This is a genomic window from Citrobacter pasteurii, assembly GCF_019047765.1.
Classification (GTDB): domain Bacteria; phylum Pseudomonadota; class Gammaproteobacteria; order Enterobacterales; family Enterobacteriaceae; genus Citrobacter; species Citrobacter pasteurii.
In genome coordinates this window covers 1,204,237-1,222,275 of the sequence record NZ_CP077262.1, presented here as the reverse complement: position 1 = coordinate 1,222,275, position 18,039 = coordinate 1,204,237, and the positions used below count along the sequence as shown (strand labels likewise).

Genomic DNA, 18,039 nt, shown 5'->3' with positions numbered 1-18,039 from the left:
TTACGTCATGAACATGGGTCTTTTTTACGGTTCCAGCACCTGCTACACCGAAATGGCAGCAGAAAAAATCCGCGATATCCTGGGTCCCGAACTGGTGACACTGCACAATCTCAAGGATGATTCCCCGGCTCTAATGGAGCAGTATGATGTGCTCATTTTGGGTATTCCAACCTGGGATTTCGGTGAAATTCAGGAAGACTGGGAAGTGGTCTGGGATCAACTGGACAACCTCAACCTGGAAGGCAAGATTGTCGCGCTTTACGGCATGGGCGATCAACTGGGGTACGGTGAGTGGTTCCTTGATGCACTGGGTATGCTGCATGATAAACTGGTCACCAAAGGCGTTAAGTTTGTCGGTTACTGGCCAACAGAAGGTTATGAATTCACCAGTGATAAACCCGTGATTGCCGATGGGCAGTTGTTTGTCGGTTTAGCACTGGATGAAACTAACCAATACGACCTCAGCGATGAACGTATCCAGGCATGGTGTGAGCAAATTCTCGGTGAAATGGCCGAACACTGGTCCTGATAACTGTGTTGCCGGATGACGGCGTGAATGCTTTCTCCGGCTTACATAGCGCGCTAAACCGTAGCTGCTCGCCATCAGTCATTTGCCGGCGTTAACCCTGCTTCGCCTGTTGCAGCATTAACCGCCGCAAATCCCGCCACTCTGCGTCATCCATGCTGTCCGCTGCCAGCCACAAATGCTGACGTTTTCCCGCATCGGAACGCAAACGCAGCATCATGCCCGTTTTAATCATCCAGGGTGTACAAACGATAGACCACTCCTGCCCCTGCCAGCGCAGGCGACCGTCCATTAACAGTCTAATATCTCCCTGACAAGCGTTAATGCGACGCTGACTGCGTACGCTATCAAACACCACCAGAGAGAGCAGAACCAACCATAATGGAGTGTAGCTCAATGGCCAGGGCATCAATAAAATGAATACCGCAACCAGCCCATGAATGAGCAGAGAGAGCCACTGTGCGCGCCATGAAACGCGTAAATCAGATTGCCACTGGACCACGTTCCCGATTCCGTGTCTGGATGAGTCGCACCATCTGCTCCAGCTGCTCATCAGCCGGTTTCCCATGATTCATCAACCAGTTAAATAAGTCTGGATCATCACATTCCAGCAGACGGATAAAGATGCGTTTTTCTTCGTCACTTAAGTTGTCATACTCATGTTCGAAAAACGGCATGATAGAGATATCCAGTTCACGCATACCGCGGCGGCATGCCCAATGAATACGTGCTTTGTTGTTAATATCCATGTTCTTTTCCCTGTCTCGCGAAAACGAAGTATCCGGCTATTGTAACGTGTTTTTCACGCTCTTTTACGGGAATATCAGTAAACGGAAGCGCGATCGCTAAATAAAACCACATTAAGTCAAAGGGTTCACTTTTTTGGATGTCTCCTCGCAAAGCTTAATATAAGGCACAAACAGGATGTTTAAACCGCTTGCAATAGCCCATAGCTCTTTTACCATTAGTCATTATTACCGCGTTAAGCAAATCAGGACATTATTATGGCTTTTACATCGTTTCCTCCTCGCCAGCCGTTTGCGTCGGCACGTTTGCCTCTGACGCTAATGACGCTCGACGACTGGGCTCTCGCCATCATTACCGGTGTCGACAGTGAAAAGTACATCCAGGGCCAGGTCACCGCTGATGTCAGCCAGATGACCGAACAGCAACACCTGCTGGCAGCTCACTGCGATGCCAAAGGTAAAATGTGGAGCAACCTGCGCCTCTTCCGTCAGGCTGATGGTTTTGCCTGGCTTGAACGCCGTAGCCTGCGTGATGCCCAATTGACCGAACTGAAAAAATACGCCGTCTTCTCGAAGGTCGTGATTGCCCCGGATGACGAGCGTGTCCTGCTGGGCGTGGCGGGCTTCCAGGCGCGTGCTGCACTAGCTAATCTCTTTAGCGAACTGCCAACCAGCGATAAGCAGGTCGTTACCCACGGCGCTTCCACCCTTCTGTGGTTCGAGCATCCATCTGAACGCTTCCTGCTGATCGTTGATGTCGCAACAGCTGAGATGATTACAGAGAAACTGCGTGGTGAAGCTGAGTTAAATAACAGCCAACAGTGGCTGGCGCTGGATATCGAAGCAGGTATCCCGGTGATCGACACCGCCAACAGCGGTCAGTTTATTCCTCAGGCCACTAACCTTCAGGCTCTGGGGGGTATTAGCTTCAAAAAAGGCTGTTACACCGGCCAGGAAATGGTTGCCCGCGCAAAATTTCGCGGTGCCAATAAGCGCGCAATGTGGACCCTGGCGGGTACTGCCAGCCGGGTACCAGAAGCGGGTGAAGATCTGGAACTAAAAATGGGTGAGAACTGGCGTCGTACCGGTACCGTTCTTGCTGCCGTGCAGCTGGCCGATGGTCAGGTGTTAGTACAGGTCGTGATGAATAACGATATGGAAGCAGACAGCGTGTTCCGCGTGCGTGATGATGCGAAAACGCTGCATATTGTGCCGCTGCCGTATTCACTGGAAGAGTAAAAGATTAACGCCGGATAGCGCTACGCTTATCCGGCCTACAGGCACATTTTGTAGGCCGGATAAGGCGTTAGCCGCCATCCGGCATCAAGGGTTACGCCTGTCCAACATACAAATAAATCGCCAGGAAGTGGCAAACGCTGCCACCCAGCACAAATCCATGCCAGATCGCGTGGTTGTAGGGAATGCGCTTACAGACGTAGAAAATTACGCCCAGCGAATACACGACGCCGCCAACGGCCAGCAACGTCACACCACCCGCCGCCAGTTTAACCGCCAGTTGATACACCACAATCAGCGATAGCCAGCCCATTGTCAGGTAGGTTACCAGCGACAGAACCTTAAAGCGGTGCGCAATAGTCAGTTTGAATAAAATACCGATTAGCGCCAGGCTCCAGATAACAATCATCAGTCCGCGTGCCAGCGGCGAATCCAGCCCCACCAGCAGAAACGGCGTGTAGGTCCCGGCAATCAGCAGATAAATCGCGCAATGGTCGAATTTTTTCAGCCAGATTTTCGCTCTCTGATGGGGGATCGCATGATACAAGGTTGAGGCAAGGAACAGCAGGATCATGCTGCCGCCGTACAGGCTATAGCTGGTAATGGCCATAGCGCTGGCGTTGGTATCCACTGCCTGAACCAGCAACAGCACCAGTCCGACAATCCCAAACACCAACCCGATACCATGGCTGATGCTGTTGGCTATTTCCTCTGCCAGCGAATATCCCTGCGCGATTAATGGCTTCTGAACCATAAGTTACTCCCCAGAAACGAACACTTTCGTTATTGCGTCTCTAGCGTAACTGAGAATAGTTCCAGTGAACACCTGTTAGCTAAAATATTTATCAAAAATAAAATAATTAATTAAAATCATATAATTATATTTTACATTTCAGCTAACAGCTGTACCTGTAAAGTTAAAGGCATTTAAAATCAATCACATAAAATTGCGTTTGATCCGGGTAAATCTCGGCAATCACCTGTTTAAGTTCTTCAAGCGTCATGTTTTCCTGCTGGGCATGTTTATCCGTTAGCGTATCCAGCGTGACGGTTGAGGTACCAACAACCTCAATCGTGCAGAAGTAACCCTCATCTTCAAAGCGTCCGACCCGCAGAATGTCCCCGGCTTTGAAGTGTGATTCGGACTCGTCACGAATGGTGATGGTTTTGCGTCCGGCCAGAATGTCATCCTGGAAACGCTGAAAAAAAGTGATGTCATTTGGCTGCATGTTATTATTCCCTGTAGATGAAGTCTGATGAGTGAGTTTTGCCATTGTGAGTATGTTCTCCCACGCTGCCATCGCCAGTCTCAACAATCTTGAGATGCTGGTCTACAACTATGTCATCAAAAACCGTGACAAAGTCATGTACATGACCATTCGCGAACTGGCTGATGCCGTGGGCGTTTCCACTACCACCGTACTGCGCTTTTGCCGCAAGCTTAAGTGTGAAGGTTACTCAGAATTTCGCGTACGCTTCAAATTATATTTAGAGCAGAATGAACCGCAACAGGCTAATTTCGGTGCCAGCGAAATTATCAGTTTCTTTAAAGGCGTCAATAACGACGAGTTCGATAAACTGCTCGATCAGGCTGTTGATATTATATTATCGTCCGAACGTATTATATTCGTCGGAGCGGGAACGTCTGGAGCGCTGGCGAAATATGGCGCACGTTTTTTCTCAAACGTCGGTAAATTCAGTAATCACATTGATGATCCTTATTTCCCGGTAACCAACGATATGGCCAGGAACGCGCTGGCGATCGTGCTTTCCGTTTCTGGTGAAACAGAAGAGATCCTGCGCTTTGCCAGTCAGTTCAGCCTGCACAACTGTAAGGTTCTGTCGGTCACCAGCCATGAACACTCTCGTCTGGCGAAGCTGGCCGACTTTAACCTCTCCTGGCACGTACCGCAAACCCGCATAGCGGGGGTCTATGATATTACCACGCAAATCCCTGTTATTTATATTCTGGAATCACTCGGCCGCAAGCTGGCGAAAAGAATAGCGTAAAAAAACAATCTGTTTTTTTGATGTAACAAATCACATTTACGCTATTTTGTTATATCGTGACATTTATCTTTCCTTTGTTAGACTCAAAATCAGATTGTATTAATTTGAGACTGAGCGCAGATGAAAAAACTTACCTTACCAAACGATTTTTTATGGGGCGGCGCGGTGGCGGCGCATCAGGTTGAAGGCGGCTGGAACAAAGGTGGCAAAGGCCCCAGCATTTGCGACGTCCTGACCGGTGGGGCACACGGCGTTCCGCGAGAAATCACTCAGGAAGTTGAGTCCGGTAAGTACTACCCCAACCACGAAGCTGTCGATTTTTACAGTCATTACAAAGAAGACATCAAGCTGTTTGCCGAGATGGGATTCAAATGCTTCCGTACCTCAATCGCCTGGACCCGTATCTTCCCCAAAGGGGACGAAACCCAACCGAATGAAGAAGGGCTAAAGTTCTACGACGACATGTTCGATGAACTGCTGAAGTACAACATTGAACCAGTCATCACCCTTTCCCACTTTGAAATGCCGCTGAACCTGGTTCAACAGTACGGTAGCTGGACCAATCGTAAAGTCGTCGATTTCTTTGTCCGTTTTGCTGAAGTCGTTTTTGAGCGCTATAAGCACAAGGTCAAATACTGGATGACCTTCAATGAGATCAACAACCAGCGTAACTGGCGCGCACCGCTGTTTGGTTATTGCTGCTCCGGCGTGGTGTATACCGAGCATAAAAACCCGGAAGAGACTATGTACCAGGTGCTGCACCACCAGTTCGTGGCCAGCGCGCTGGCGGTAAAGGCGGCACGTCGCATCAACCCGGAAATGAAAGTCGGCTGCATGCTGGCGATGGTGCCACTGTACCCGTTCTCCTGTAAGCCTGAAGATGTGATGTTCGCGCAGGAATCGATGCGTGAGCGCTACGTTTTCACTGACGTTCAGCTGCGCGGCTACTATCCATCATATGTACTGAACGAGTGGGAACGCCGCGAATTCAACATCCGAATGGAGGCCGGCGATGAGCAAATCCTGCGCGAAGGAACCTGCGACTATCTCGGCTTCAGCTATTACATGACTAACGCAGTAAAAGCAGAAGGCGGCAGCGGTGATGCGATTTCCGGCTTTGAGGGTAGCGTACCGAACCCGCACGTCAAAGCATCCGACTGGGGCTGGCAGATTGATCCTGTCGGTCTGCGCTATGCTTTATGTGAGCTGTATGAACGCTACCAGAAGCCGCTGTTTATCGTTGAAAACGGGTTTGGCGCTTATGACAAAGTGGAAGAAGACGGCAGCATCAACGACGACTATCGCATCGACTATCTGCGCGCCCACATCGAAGAAATGATGAAAGCGGTGACCTATGATGGCGTAGACCTGATGGGCTACACGCCATGGGGCTGCATCGACTGCGTATCGTTTACCACCGGTCAGTACAGCAAACGTTACGGCTTTATCTACGTGAACAAACATGACGACGGCACCGGCGATATGTCGCGTTCACGAAAGAAGAGTTTTGACTGGTACAAAGAGGTGATTGCCAGCAACGGCGAGAATCTGTGATTTTTTGCCGGATGGCGCTGCGCTGATCCGGCCTACGGAGACTTCATCTGTAGGCCGGATCAGGCGTTTACGCCGCCATCCGGCAAACAACTCATTACCTTCCGCCAGCCAGTTCCAGAAAACTCCCCGTCACGTAAGACGCTTTCTCGCTCAACAGCCAGATAATCGCCTGCGCGACCTCCTCCGGCTGTCCGCCGCGCTGCATAGGTAACAGTGATTTCACGCGATCGACTCTTCCCGGCTCGCCGCCTGACGCATGCATTTCAGTGTAGATCAGACCAGGTCGCACGCAGTTTACGCGGATCCCTTGTGCCGCAACCTCCAGCGCCAGGCCGGTGGTGAGCGTGTCCACAGCCCCTTTCGATGCGGCATAATCAACATATTCGAAAGGTGCGCCAAGCCGTGAGGCCGCTGAAGAAACATTAACAATCGCCCCACCTTGCCCCCCGTGCTTGAATGACATCCGTTTTACTGCTTCGCGACAGCACAGAAAATAGCCGGTAACATTAGTCGCCAGAACGCGATTAATTCTTTCGGCGGTTAGGCTTTCCACCGTGCTCTGTTCAAACAAAATCCCGGCATTATTCACCAGGGCAGTCAGCGGCTCGCCTTCACGGTCAATAGACTCAAACATTGCTACCACCTGGCTTTCATCGCTGATATCTGCCCGCAAAGCAAACGCTTTCCCGCCTGCAGCGACGATGCTGTTCACCACCTCCGTTGCCGCACGAATGTTGTGATGAAAGTTCACCGCGACCGTGTAGCCCTCTTGCGCCAGTTGCAGCGCGGTTGCCCGACCAATGCCACGACTGCCGCCCGTCACCAATGCGATTGCCATAACGTTTATCCCAAAAAATAAAGGCGCCGAAGCGCCTTTAAAAGATAGTTGAATCAGCAGATTACTGATATTCGCTCATCGGTACGCAGGAGCAGAACAGGTTACGGTCACCGTAAACGTCATCAAGGCGTTTCACGGTTGGCCAGTATTTGTTCGCCACACCCGCCGGGAAGACGGCGATTTCGCGGCTATAACCGTGATTCCACTCCACGACCAGCTCGTTTTGCGTGTGCGGTGAGTTAACCAGCGGGTTATCTTCCAGTGACCATTCACCGGCTTTCACGCGATCGATCTCAGCGCGGATGGCCAGCATCGCATTGATAAAGCGATCCAGTTCCACTTTGCTTTCCGATTCGGTCGGTTCAACCATCAGCGTACCCGCTACCGGGAACGACATGGTCGGCGCATGGAAACCGTAGTCAATCAGACGCTTGGCAATATCCAGTTCGCTGATGCCGGTTTCTTCTTTCAGTGGGCGAATGTCGAGAATACATTCATGCGCCACGCGACCATCACGACCGGTATACAGCACCGGATAGGCATCTTTCAGACGGCTGGCAATGTAGTTGGCATTCAGAATAGCTACCTGGCTTGCCTGCTTCAGACCTTCTGCGCCCATCATACGGATGTACATCCAGCTGATTGGCAGAATAGATGCGCTACCGAACGGAGCGGCAGAAACTGCGCCCTGACGGGTGAGCATCCCTTCAATCTGTACCACACTGTGACCCGGAACGAACGGTGCCAGATGCGATTTCACGCCGATCGGTCCCATGCCCGGGCCGCCGCCGCCGTGCGGAATGCAGAATGTTTTATGCAGGTTGAGGTGCGAGACATCCGCGCCGATAAAGCCCGGCGTAGTGATCCCAACCTGAGCGTTCATGTTCGCGCCATCAAGGTAAACCTGACCGCCAAACTGGTGCACAACGTCGCACACTTCACGGATCGTTTCTTCATACACGCCGTGGGTGGATGGGTAGGTCACCATGATGCAAGAGAGGTTGTCGGCATGTTGCTCTGCTTTTGCACGCAGATCGTCCAGGTCGATGTTGCCATTCTTATCACAGGCGACTACCACCACCTGCATCCCCGCCATTTGTGCGGAAGCCGGGTTAGTACCGTGGGCGGACGCCGGGATCAGGCAGATATCACGATGGCCTTCGTTACGGCTTTGGTGATAATGGCGAATCGCCAGCAGCCCCGCATACTCACCCTGCGCACCGGAGTTCGGCTGCATACAGACTGCGTCATAACCGGTCAGTTTAACCAGCCACTCGGAAAGTTGGCCGATCATCTGGTGATAACCTTCCGCTTGCTCAGGTGGGCAGAACGGGTGCAGTTCGGCAAATTCCGGCCAGGTGATTGGAATCATCTCAGCTGCCGCATTCAGCTTCATGGTGCAGGAGCCCAGCGGGATCATCGCCTGGTTCAGCGCCAGATCTTTACGCTCCAGCGAGTGCATATAGCGCATCATTTCGGTTTCGCTATGGTAGCGATTAAATACCGGATGGCTGAGGATTGCGTCATCACGCAGCATACTGTCCTGAATGGAACGGCTGTCGAGCGCCACATCTTTATCCAGGGTGTCGATGTTCAGGCCGTGGCTGTCACCCAGCAGAACATTGAACAATTGCACCACATTTTCACGGGTGGTGGTTTCGTCGAGAGTAATTCCTACCGCATTATGAATATCGCTACGCAGATTGATTTCTGCCGCTTCAGCACGCGCCAGTACTGCGGCTTTATCGGCCACTTCTACACACAGGGTGTCGAAGTAGTGCGCATGACGCAGCTTCAATCCTTTCTGTTGCAGACCGGCTGCCAGAATATCGGCCAGGCGGTGGATGCGGTTAGCGATGCGTTTCAGGCCTACCGGACCATGATAAACGGCATACAGGCTGGCGATGTTGGCCAGCAGAACCTGCGAGGTACAAATGTTGGAGTTCGCTTTCTCGCGGCGGATATGCTGCTCACGAGTCTGCATCGCCATACGCAGTGCGGTATTGCCCGCCGCATCTTTCGATACGCCGATAATACGGCCAGGCATAGAGCGTTTGAATTCATCTTTAGCGGCAAAGAACGCGGCATGCGGACCGCCGTAGCCCATCGGTACGCCGAAACGCTGCGCAGAGCCGAACACAATGTCTGCGCCCTGTTTACCCGGAGCGGTCAGCAGAACCAGCGCCATAAAATCAGCCGCGACACTGACCACAACTTTACGGGATTTCAGCTCGGTAATCAGTTTGCTGTAGTCATGCACTTCACCGGTGGTGCCAACCTGCTGCAACAGCACACCAAACACATCCTGGTGATCCAGTGCTTTCGCCGCGTCATCAACAATGACGTCAAAACCAAAGGTTTGTGCACGAGTACGCACAACATCCAGCGTTTGCGGATGAACATCAGCGGCCACAAAGAAGCGGTTGGCGTTTTTCAGTTTGCTGACGCGTTTTGCCATCGCCATGGCTTCAGCAGCAGCGGTAGCTTCATCCAGCAGAGAAGCGGAGGCCATGTCCAGGCCGGTCAGATCCAGCGTCACCTGCTGGAAGTTGAGCAGCGCTTCCAGGCGACCCTGAGAAACTTCTGGCTGATACGGCGTGTACGCAGTGTACCAGCCCGGGTTTTCCAGCATGTTGCGCAGGATAACCGGTGGCAACTGCACGGCGGTGTAGCCCATGCCAATGTAGGACGTGAAGCGCTTGTTACGCCCGGCGATGGCTTTTAATTCAGCCAGCGCAGCGTATTCGGTCGCCGCCTCACCCACCTGTGGCGGGGTTGCGAGCTGAATGTCTTTCGGCACAATCTGGCCGATCAGCGCATTTAACGACTCGGCGCCAACCGCATGCAGCATCTCTTGCTGCTGTGCGGCGTCCGGTCCGATGTGGCGTTCAATGAAAGCGCCGCTGTTTTCAAGCTGGCTTAACGTCTGTGTCATGGGCGATGGTTCCTGAAACGTGCAGTGAATCGTGATTGTCTCTGTTTACGAGTCCGGCAGCGCTAGCGCTTACCGGGCCTACGCATGCTTTGTAGGCCGGATAAGCGCAGCGCCATCCGGCAAAAGCGTATTTACTCGTCTTCTAACAATGCTTCATATGCGGTCGCATCCAGCAGCGATTCAATTTCGCTTTCATCGCTGGCTTTGATTTTGAAAATCCAGCCGCCCGCATACGGCTCGCTGTTGACCAGTTCCGGGGAGTCGCTGAGCGCGTCGTTAACCGCCACAATCTCACCGCCTACTGGCGCATAGATATCGGAGGCCGCTTTTACGGACTCCGCAACGGCGCAGTCATCGCCCGCGCTAACGGTTGAGCCAACTTCTGGCAGGTCAACGAAAACCATGTCACCTAACAGCTCCTGAGCGTGTTCGGTGATACCCACGGTGTAAGAGCCGTCAGCTTCTTTGCGCAGCCATTCGTGTTCTTTGCTGTATTTCAGTTCTGCAGGTACGTTGCTCATCAATCAATCTCCAAAAAAGGATGAATTACGCGACGGCTTTGCCGTTACGCACAAAAACAGGTTTAGTCACTTTTACAGGCATTTCGCGGTTACGGATCTGGACGATCGCGGTCTCACCGATGCCCTCCGGGACACGTGCCAGCGCGATGCTGTAACCCAGGGTTGGGGAGAATGTCCCGCTGGTGATAATTCCTTCCTGCTGGTTGCCGGAAGCATCGGTGAAACGCACCGGCAGTTCATTACGCAGCACGCCTTTCTCAGTCATTACCAGCCCGACCAGCTGTTCGTGGCCTTTTTCACGCTGCATTTCCAGCGCATCCCGACCGATAAAGTCGCGATCGGTCGGTTCCCACGCTATAGTCCAGCCCATGTTGGCCGCCAGCGGCGAAATGCCTTCGTCCATCTCCTGACCGTACAGGTTCATGCCTGCTTCCAGACGCAGCGTGTCACGCGCCCCCAGACCACAAGGTTTAACGCCTGCTTGTACCAGCGCATGCCAGAAATCTGCCGCCTTTTCATTCGGCATGGCAATTTCATATCCCGCTTCGCCGGTATAACCCGTGGTCGCGATAAATAAATCACCCGCCTGAACGCCGAAGAACGGTTTCATACCTTCAACAGCATGGCGTTGTTCGTCAGTAAACAGGGTGGCAGCTTTTGCCTGCGCGTTTGGTCCCTGCACCGCGATCAGTGACAGGTCATCACGAACAGTGATGTCAATGGCGTAAGGTTCAGCGTGTTGGGTAATCCAGGAGAGGTCTTTTTCACGGGTGGCGGAGTTTACAACGAGGCGGAAGAAATCTTCAGTGAAGTAATAGACAATCAGGTCATCTATCACGCCGCCCGACGCATTGAGCATGCCGGAGTAAAGGGCTTTACCCGTCTTCGTTAGCTTCGCGACGTCGTTTGCCAGCAGATAACGCAAGAACTCCCGGGTGCGGCTGCCGCGCAGGTCGACGATGGTCATATGCGACACATCAAACATACCGGCATCGGTGCGGACAGCATGGTGCTCATCGAGCTGAGAACCGTAATGCAGTGGCATCATCCAGCCATGGAAATCGACCATGCGCGCGCCACATAGCGTGTGTTGTTCGTACAAAGGAGTCTGTTGAGCCATCTTTTCCTCGTTGAATAAGCGGGGCTATCAACTCTTTCGTGGTGAAATCTTCGCCACGAAACCCAGCACCACAGCCGCTCCAGGGGCTGCGACGCAAACGTTCTCTTTGTCCTGAACTTACCACCGAAACAGACGCTAAACCATAAGGCAAAATTAACCATCACATTAGCTTATGACCAAAAACAGCCAGATCGTCGACAGAATAAAAATCCAGAACTATGGCAACAAATCAGAATAACAAATAAAGACAAGCTGAAATTAGCCGCATCAACCAACATTAAATGTGGAAAAAATGTCAAAAATGGCGTTATGAAAAAAACGTAATATAAAAAAAACTAATGCGAAAAAAGGCGTGGAATTAGATTATTTCAAATGAGAGAAGCATCCCGGCGCGCAGGCCGGGAGAGGAAAGTGTGACGGGTCTCAAACTCTTAAGATTGTCCTTACGGACGCTAGCGCAACCACTCAGGAAGATCGTTCAGTCCCATCGCCTGGCGGATGAGCTGTGGTTTTACGCCTGGCAGGGTATCGGCCAGTTTCAGACCAATATCACGCAGTAATTTCTTCGCCGGATTTTCCCCGGCAAACAGTTCACGGAACCCTTGCATTCCAGCCAGCATCAGCGCAGCACTGTGCTTACGGCTACGCTCATAACGGCGCAGATAGAGGTACTGACCGATGTCTTTCCCCTGGCGTTGCAGGCGCTTAAGTTCATCAATCAACTCCGCCGCATCCATAAAACCGAGGTTCACGCCCTGTCCTGCCAGCGGATGAATGGTATGCGCCGCATCACCCACAAGGGCCATACGATGGGCGGCAAACTGACGAGCATAGCGTCCAGTCAGCGGAAACGTCTGGCGTTCGCTTTCAAGCTGGCATAACCCCAGGCGATTATCAAAAGCGATATTCAGCGCCTGATTGAATTCGTCTACACTTACCTGCTGCATACGTTCAGCATCCTGCGGCGAGAGCGACCAGACAATAGAGCACAGGTTCGGGTCACTGAGCGGCAGAAATGCCAGGATCCCCTCACCGTGAAACACCTGACGCGCAACCGCGCCGTGGGCTTCCTGCGTACGGACAGTCGCTACCAGCGCATGATGACGGTAATCCCAGAACGTCAGCGGAATATCCGCTTTGTTGCGCAGCCACGAGTTTGCACCGTCAGCACCGACGACCAGGCGAGCGGTCAGCATAGAGCCATCTTTCAGCGTCAGGAACGCCTCGTTTTCTCCCCAGGCCACCTGCTGTAACTCAGCCGGTGCCATCAGCGCGATATCCGCTGAACGCTGCGCTTTTTGCCACAGTGCGTAGTGAATCACCGAGTTTTCGACGATATGCCCCAAATGACTGTAACCCATACTCTGGTCATCAAACGCAATTCGTCCAAAGCTGTCTTTGTCCCAGACTTCCATGCCGTGGTAGCAGCAAGCGCGACGGGCGACAATATCGGACCAGACGCCAAGACGGGTCAGCAGTTTTTCGCTGGCGGCATTAATAGCCGATACGCGAAGCTGAGGAGGTGCATCCGCCGCCAAAGGCTGCGGAACATGTTGTTCCAACACCGCAACGCGCAACCCGCTGCCCAGCAAGCCGCAGGCAACCGCCAGCCCCACCATGCCGCCACCCACAATTGCTACATCAACACTTTGCACTGTTTATACCTCGAAACCTGTAATCCGTAGGCCTGATAAGCGCAGCGCCATCAGGCATTTTTGCGGAGACCCTTGCCGGATGGCGGCGTTGCCTTATCCGGCCTACAGGTCATATTTATCGCGCAACCCAACCGAGGGTTCGCTCCGCCAACGCATCGCGCGCGGGTGTGAATAATTCCATCGCCATCAGCCCGGCATTACGCCCAACGACCAGCGGAGCCCAGCGATTGGCAAACAGATACACCAAATTGTTGGTCACGCCAATCGTCGTTTCGCGATCGCGTTCGCGGCGCTGCTGATAGCGTGCCAGCACCGCATAATCACCGACATCTTCCGCGCTGTTCTGCGCCTGGGCCAACGTTTCAGCCAGGCTCATCACATCACGCAGACCAAGGTTGAAACCTTGTCCGGCAATGGGATGCAGCGTCTGGGCTGCGTTCCCTACCAGCACGGTACGATGGGTAATCGCTTTTTGCGCCGAGGTTAACGAAAGTGGATAGGCGCTGCGTTTACCAGCATGGGTAATACGTCCCAGTCGCCAGCCAAAAGCGGTTTGTAGTTCACGGCAAAAACGTTCGTCGGACCAGGCCATAATCTCATCACGCTGCTCCAGCGGATGGCACCACACCAGCGAGCAGCGACCGTCAGACATCGGCAGCATTGCCAGCGGGCCATATTGCGTGAAGCGTTCAAACGCTCGACCCTCGTGCGCAACGGAGGTCGTGACGTTGGCAATTACCGCCAGTTGCTCATAGGGCTGTTGCAGCCAGTCAACGCCGCAGGCGGTAGCCAGTGCGGAGCGCGTACCGTCGGCGGCCACCAGCAGGCGACCATCGATCATTTCGCCATTTTCCAGCGTAACTTCTACGCGCTCCTGCGTGCGTGACACGCTGGCTACGCGGTCGGGGCAGTGCAGCGTGACGCCCGGCGCTTTACGCAGCAGCGCAAACAGACGTAGCCCCACATCATGCAGTTCTACCACCTGACCGAGCGCTGAAATATGGTATTCCTGCGCATCCAGCGTTACAAATCCGGCATGGCCACGATCGCTGACGTGAACGGTTTTGATCGCCGTTGCGCAATCGGCAATCGCCTGCCATATGCCAATTCGCGCCAGCTGTTGGCAGGTCCCTGCCGCCAGCGCGATCGCCCGGGCATCAAACCCGGGATGGCGATCATTGTCAGGCGCGCTCGCTTCTATCAGATGAACCGGCAGCGTCCCATGGCTAAGCTCGGAAATAGCCAACGCCAGCGTCGCACCAACCATACCACCACCGACGATAATCACGCTCATTGCAGTCGCGCCGTAGCCATCAGAGCTTCAATGTCATCCGCCTTCTTCACCACGCTGGCGGTCAGATTTTCATTACCGTCTTCGGTAATAAGGATGTCATCTTCAATTCGAATGCCGATACCACGGTAGGCAGGCGGTACATCGGCGTCGGGCGCGATATAGAGCCCCGGTTCAACCGTGAGCACCATTCCCGGCTCCAGAATACGCGAACGATCCTGACCATAAACGCCAACGTCATGGACATCCAGACCCAGCCAGTGGCTAAGACCATGCATAAAGAATGGGCGATGCGCATTTTCGGTAATCAGTTGATCGACCTCGCCGTGCAGAATGCCAAGCCTCACCAGACCCGTAATCATGATACGCACTACTTCGCTGGTGACTTCCTGGATGGACGTCCCGGGACGATACAGGCGCAGGCTGGTCTCTAAGGATTCCAGTACGATATCGTAGATTTCACGCTGTGCTGGGGTAAATTTACCATTTACCGGGAAGGTACGCGTAATGTCGCCCGCATAGCCTTTGTATTCGCATCCGGCATCAATCAGCACAAGATCGCCATCGCGCATTTCACTTTCATTTTCGGTGTAATGCAGGATACAGCCGTTTGCACCGCTGCCAACGATGGTGTTATAGGATGGGTAACGCGCGCCGTGGCGGGTAAATTCGTGATGAATTTCCCCTTCCAACTGGTACTCAAACATCCCCGGACGGCATTTTTCCATCGCTCGGGTATGCGCCAGCGCGGTGATCTCTCCGGCACGGCGCATGACCGCTATTTCTTCCGCTGATTTGAACAGGCGCATTTCATGCACCATAGGACGCCAGTCGATGATCGCGGCGGGCGCGTGCAGATTTTGTCTGGAACCTTTACGCAGTTTATCCAGCGCCGTACAGACAATCTCGTCTGCCCAGGCATATTCGCCCTGTGCGTGATACACCGCGTCCAGGCCATTGAGTAAAAGGTGCAGCTGTTGGTTGATTTCGCTGAAAGCCAGCGCCCGGTCAACGCCGAGTTTTGCCGGTGCGGCATCCTGGCCAAGACGGCGGCCAAACCAGATTTCCGCCGTCAGATCGCGAACCCGATTGAACAAAACGCTATGGTTATGAGTGTCATCGCTTTTAATCAGCACCAGCACGGCTTCAGGTTCGTTAAAACCGGTGAAGTACCAGAAATCACTGCTTTGGCGGTACGGGTATTCACTGTCCGCGCTGCGCGTCGCTTCAGGCGCGGCAAAAATCAGCGCGGCGCTGCCGGGCTGCATTTGTGCCAGTAAAGCCTGGCGGCGGCGCTGGAATTCTAGCTGAGATATTTCGCTCATCACACTCTCCTTGGCGTTTTGTTCTTAATGCAGAGTCGGTTTACGGACTTCAGGCGCGGTCGGCTGCTGACGCGTAAACGTGTCATGGCACAGCAAGGCGGCTACGCGCACGTATTCGATGATCTCTTCGAGCGACATTTCCAGCTCTTCCTGATCTTCGTCTTCGTCATATCCCAACTGAGCGATATTGCGCAGGTCGTCAATCGCTTCCCCGGTTTCACCTGTCACCTTGTCGAGCTTCGGTTGTGTCACACCGAGGCCCAGCAAAAAGTGGTTAACCCACCCCGCCAGCGCATCGGCGCGATCAAACACGCTAACGTCATCGCCTTCAGGCAGATAAAGCTGAAAAAGGAAGCCATCATCTTCCAGCGCATCGCTGGTGGCAGAGTGCATTTTCAGCAGCGCCTGAGCCAGCTCGTGACCGAAGGCCAGACCTTCGTTCGTCAGGTCGTGCAACAGCGGCTGCCATGAGCTGTCGTTGTTGCCACCGCAAATCATCCCGCTGATCAAACCGTGCATTTCGGCGGGGGTCAATCCGGCCCCTTGTTGGTTCAAAAACTGGCTAACTTCGTTGTAACCAGGCATTTCGTTCTGTATAGACATAAGCATTCGTCATCAAAGGGAGGATATTCATGATATGCTACCACTTTGGACCCTGGTGAACCAGAAAAGGGCTTGTATCTTGATACCAGGGTAGCTATAGTGTCGCCCCTTCGCGGACTCACGGTCTGGAGACGAAGGCAGCGCAGTCAATCAGCAGGAAGGTGGCATGTCTGCACAACCCGTCGATATCCAAATATTTGGCCGTTCACTGCGAGTGAATTGCCCGCCTGAACAAAGGGATGCGTTGAATCAGGCTGCGGACGATCTGAATCAGCGATTGCAAGATCTGAAAGTTCGCACTAGAGTCACAAATACTGAGCAGTTGGTTTTCATCGCCGCGTTGAACATCAGCTATGAATTAACTCAGGAAAAAGCGAAGACGCGTGAGTACGCGGCGAGCATGGAACAACGTATTCGGATGCTACAACAGACCATCGAACAAGCGTTGCTTGATCAGGGTCGCATAACCGAAAAAACGGGCCAAAACTTTGAATAACACTTTTCGGTTTACTGTGGTAGAGTGACCGTGAAGACAAAATTTCTCTGAGATGTTTGCAAGCGGGCCAGTCCCCTGAGCCGATATTTCATACCACAAGAATGTGGCGCTCCACGGTTGGTGAGCATGCTCGGCTCGTCCGAGAAGCCTTAAAACTGTGACGACGCATTCACCTTGAACCAAGGGTTCAAGGGTTACAGCCTGCGGCGGCATCTCGGAGATTCCCTTCTACCTGGCAACAGCCATGACACTACTTTCTGAACTCCCTTTATCCCGGCAAGAAATTCGTCAACTGATTCGTCAGCGTCGACGTGCGCTTACCTCTGAGCAGCAGCATCAGTACGGTCAGCAGGCCGCGACCCGAATGCTCAGCTTTCCCCCTGTTGTACTCGCTCATACGGTGGCAGTATTCCTCTCGTTCGATGGCGAACTCGATACCCAGCCGCTAATAGATCAGCTGTGGCGAGCGGGCAAGCGCGTTTATCTTCCGGTTCTTCATCCCTTCAGCGCCGGTAATTTGCTGTTCCTGCACTATCATCCGCATAGCGACCTGGTAACCAATCGCTTAAAGATCCAGGAACCACGACTTGATGTACGTGACGTATTACCGCTGTCACGGCTGGATGTACTGATTACGCCGTTAGTGGCGTTTGATGAATATGGGCAACGCCTGGGCATGGGCGGCGGATTTTATGACCGCACGCTACAAAACTGGCAGCAGCATAAGATCCAGCCCGTAGGCTACGCGCACGATTGTCAGCGAGTAGAAAAGCTGCCTGTTGAAGAATGGGATATCCCGCTGCCTGCGGTGGTGACGCCATCAAAAGTATGGGAATGGTAGCTTTTTTGTCGATTGACAGCGCCGTTTTTTTAAACTAGCTTTCTCGGTGAAGGGTGAGGGAGGCGAACCTCCCTCCTGCGTACTCTCTGTTAATATGCTGGCGAAGCGATGATTAACAGGATCAGCAGCATGATGACGTATCTCATCATCGTCCCTTTCCTTTTTAAAGCCCCTGCTTCGGTAGGGGCTTTCCCGTTTCAGCACGATGCTGAGCCCCTGGCGTAAATTCCTTTTATTGATGTACAACGCAGAGCGCAGCCTTTAATTACAAATTGCGGCAAGGCTCGAAAACGGAATGTATGCGTTACACAAAGAGATAGTAAGGCAGGATAATCAGAGGAA

The 18,039-nt window shown here is 53.1% G+C and carries 18 protein-coding genes and 1 other RNA gene; 7 read left to right on the top strand and 12 right to left on the bottom strand.

What is annotated here, in order from left to right; translation table 11 throughout:
- Nucleotides 1-7 precede the first annotated feature (7 nt).
- A complete protein-coding gene (fldB, locus tag I6L54_RS05985) occupies nt 8-529 on the top strand; it encodes a flavodoxin FldB (RefSeq protein ID WP_040232135.1) in 522 nt (173 codons plus the stop codon).
- A gap of 91 nt (nt 530-620) precedes the next feature.
- Here fldB and I6L54_RS05980 read toward each other — a convergent pair whose 3' ends face one another.
- Together I6L54_RS05980 and sdhE are read right to left on the bottom strand one after the other, a co-directional pair.
- Nucleotides 621-1,028, bottom strand: a complete 408-nt coding sequence (locus I6L54_RS05980; RefSeq protein WP_005123352.1) for a protein YgfX — start codon at nt 1,026-1,028, stop codon at nt 621-623.
- Nucleotides 1,009-1,275, bottom strand: a complete 267-nt coding sequence (gene sdhE / locus I6L54_RS05975) for an FAD assembly factor SdhE (protein WP_005123351.1) — start codon at nt 1,273-1,275, stop codon at nt 1,009-1,011. The genes I6L54_RS05980 and sdhE overlap by 20 nt, the downstream gene beginning before the upstream one ends.
- A gap of 255 nt (nt 1,276-1,530) precedes the next feature.
- Between sdhE and ygfZ the strand changes: the two genes are divergently transcribed.
- On the top strand, nt 1,531-2,511 hold the full coding sequence (gene ygfZ, locus I6L54_RS05970; protein WP_005123350.1) for a tRNA-modifying protein YgfZ: 981 nt from the start codon (nt 1,531-1,533) through the stop codon (nt 2,509-2,511).
- A gap of 91 nt (nt 2,512-2,602) precedes the next feature.
- On the opposite strand, the gene trhA is transcribed toward ygfZ, so the two are convergent.
- Both trhA and yqfB read right to left on the bottom strand, forming a co-directional pair.
- Entirely contained in the window at nt 2,603-3,262 is a 660-nt protein-coding gene (gene trhA / locus I6L54_RS05965) for a PAQR family membrane homeostasis protein TrhA (protein ID WP_003838267.1), read from the bottom strand.
- A 163-nt stretch (nt 3,263-3,425) separates the two neighbouring features.
- On the bottom strand, nt 3,426-3,737 hold the full coding sequence (yqfB, locus tag I6L54_RS05960) for a N(4)-acetylcytidine aminohydrolase (RefSeq protein ID WP_040232132.1): 312 nt from the start codon (nt 3,735-3,737) through the stop codon (nt 3,426-3,428).
- A 52-nt stretch (nt 3,738-3,789) separates the two neighbouring features.
- On the opposite strand from yqfB, the gene I6L54_RS05955 reads away from it, so the two are divergent.
- Both I6L54_RS05955 and bglA read left to right on the top strand, forming a co-directional pair.
- The gene (locus I6L54_RS05955; protein WP_003838265.1) at nt 3,790-4,518 is read left to right on the top strand and encodes a MurR/RpiR family transcriptional regulator; all 729 of its coding nucleotides are present in this window, start codon (nt 3,790-3,792) and stop codon (nt 4,516-4,518) included.
- Between the two features lie 120 nt (nt 4,519-4,638).
- Nucleotides 4,639-6,072, top strand: a complete 1,434-nt coding sequence (gene bglA / locus I6L54_RS05950) for a 6-phospho-beta-glucosidase BglA (RefSeq protein ID WP_040232131.1) — start codon at nt 4,639-4,641, stop codon at nt 6,070-6,072.
- A gap of 94 nt (nt 6,073-6,166) precedes the next feature.
- Here bglA and I6L54_RS05945 read toward each other — a convergent pair whose 3' ends face one another.
- From I6L54_RS05945 to I6L54_RS05910, 8 genes are all read right to left on the bottom strand, one after another.
- A complete protein-coding gene (locus I6L54_RS05945; RefSeq protein ID WP_040232130.1) occupies nt 6,167-6,910 on the bottom strand; it encodes an SDR family oxidoreductase in 744 nt (247 codons plus the stop codon).
- Between the two features lie 61 nt (nt 6,911-6,971).
- Nucleotides 6,972-9,845: an aminomethyl-transferring glycine dehydrogenase gene (gcvP, locus tag I6L54_RS05940; protein ID WP_040232129.1), complete on the bottom strand. Its 2,874-nt coding sequence runs from the start codon at nt 9,843-9,845 to the stop codon at nt 6,972-6,974.
- Nucleotides 9,846-9,976: 131 nt separating this feature from the next.
- Complete coding sequence (gcvH, locus tag I6L54_RS05935) at nt 9,977-10,366, bottom strand: glycine cleavage system protein GcvH (RefSeq protein ID WP_005123344.1); 390 nt, start codon at nt 10,364-10,366, stop codon at nt 9,977-9,979.
- A 25-nt stretch (nt 10,367-10,391) separates the two neighbouring features.
- Entirely contained in the window at nt 10,392-11,486 is a 1,095-nt protein-coding gene (gene gcvT, locus I6L54_RS05930; protein WP_040232126.1) for a glycine cleavage system aminomethyltransferase GcvT, read from the bottom strand.
- Between the two features lie 452 nt (nt 11,487-11,938).
- Nucleotides 11,939-13,141: an FAD-dependent 2-octaprenylphenol hydroxylase gene (gene ubiI, locus I6L54_RS05925; RefSeq protein WP_005123341.1), complete on the bottom strand. Its 1,203-nt coding sequence runs from the start codon at nt 13,139-13,141 to the stop codon at nt 11,939-11,941.
- 115 nt (nt 13,142-13,256) lie between these two features.
- A complete protein-coding gene (ubiH, locus tag I6L54_RS05920) occupies nt 13,257-14,435 on the bottom strand; it encodes a 2-octaprenyl-6-methoxyphenyl hydroxylase (protein WP_005123340.1) in 1,179 nt (392 codons plus the stop codon).
- Entirely contained in the window at nt 14,432-15,757 is a 1,326-nt protein-coding gene (pepP, locus tag I6L54_RS05915) for a Xaa-Pro aminopeptidase (protein ID WP_040232124.1), read from the bottom strand. Before pepP ends, ubiH begins: the two co-directional genes overlap by 4 nt.
- 24 nt (nt 15,758-15,781) lie before the next feature.
- Entirely contained in the window at nt 15,782-16,360 is a 579-nt protein-coding gene (locus I6L54_RS05910; RefSeq protein WP_003026978.1) for a YecA/YgfB family protein, read from the bottom strand.
- Nucleotides 16,361-16,526: 166 nt separating this feature from the next.
- Between I6L54_RS05910 and zapA the strand changes: the two genes are divergently transcribed.
- The 3 genes from zapA (at nt 16,527) to I6L54_RS05895 (ending at nt 17,697) form a co-directional block, all read left to right on the top strand.
- Nucleotides 16,527-16,856, top strand: coding sequence for a cell division protein ZapA (gene zapA / locus I6L54_RS05905; protein WP_003026980.1), 330 nt, complete (start codon nt 16,527-16,529; stop codon nt 16,854-16,856).
- 41 nt (nt 16,857-16,897) lie between these two features.
- A non-coding RNA gene (ssrS, locus tag I6L54_RS05900) (6S RNA) lies at nt 16,898-17,081 on the top strand.
- Between the two features lie 19 nt (nt 17,082-17,100).
- Nucleotides 17,101-17,697: a 5-formyltetrahydrofolate cyclo-ligase gene (locus tag I6L54_RS05895; protein ID WP_040232121.1), complete on the top strand. Its 597-nt coding sequence runs from the start codon at nt 17,101-17,103 to the stop codon at nt 17,695-17,697.
- Nucleotides 17,698-18,039 lie beyond the last annotated feature (342 nt).